The organism is Synechococcus sp. BA-120 BA3, from assembly GCF_034931285.1.
Classification (GTDB): Bacteria; Cyanobacteriota; Cyanobacteriia; order PCC-6307; family Cyanobiaceae; genus Cyanobium.
Map to the genome: position 1 here is coordinate 1 of NZ_JAYGHZ010000233.1, position 608 is coordinate 608.

The 608-nt window shown below is 76.0% G+C and carries 1 protein-coding gene; it reads left to right on the top strand.

Going from position 1 to position 608, the window contains the following annotated elements:
* Positions 1-450 (top strand): hypothetical protein (locus tag VB737_RS07490; protein ID WP_500312280.1); only part of this gene is annotated, 450 nt, incomplete at its 5' end.
* Positions 451-608 lie beyond the last annotated feature (158 nt).

Consider the following 608-nt stretch of genomic DNA (forward strand, 5'->3'; position numbering starts at 1 on the left):
GCCCGGGAACGGGCGGCGGCCGCCACCCCGACGCCACCGGGAGCGGACCAGGAACGCACCGGCACGAAGCCGGGCGGGGAGCTGGCGGCGACCAGCCGGATGCTGGCCCTGGCCCTGCAGGCCAGGCCGCTCGAGACGGCCGAGGCCAGCGCCGTTGCGACGCTGTGGGAGCAGGCGACGCCCAGCCGGGAGCTCCCCGCCGGCATGGCCGCCGCTCCGGAGGGAATGGAATGGCGGCGGCTGCCGCTTGCCAAAGCCCGCAGCTCAGCGATGACGTTCAGCGATCCCCTCGCCGTGCTGGCGGGCGGCAAGATGCTGGTGCTGTGGCCGGACGGGGCCACGCTCTGGCTGCTGGCGGCCGCCGTCGACAGCCGTGGCGCCGTAGACAGCCGTGGCACCGGGGACAGCCGTGCCGCCGGGGACAGCCGTGCCGCCGGAACCAAATCCTGAGAAGGATCAGTCGGCGGTGGGCCGCAGTGCCGCCAACGCCCCGAACAGCCGCTCCAGGGCCTCCGCCAGGGCGCCGGCGTCGAGCATGCCGTAGCTCAGCCGCAGCAGGGCCTGGCCGCCGTCCGGCGGCAGACCGAAGCTGTCGCCCGGCAGGGCGG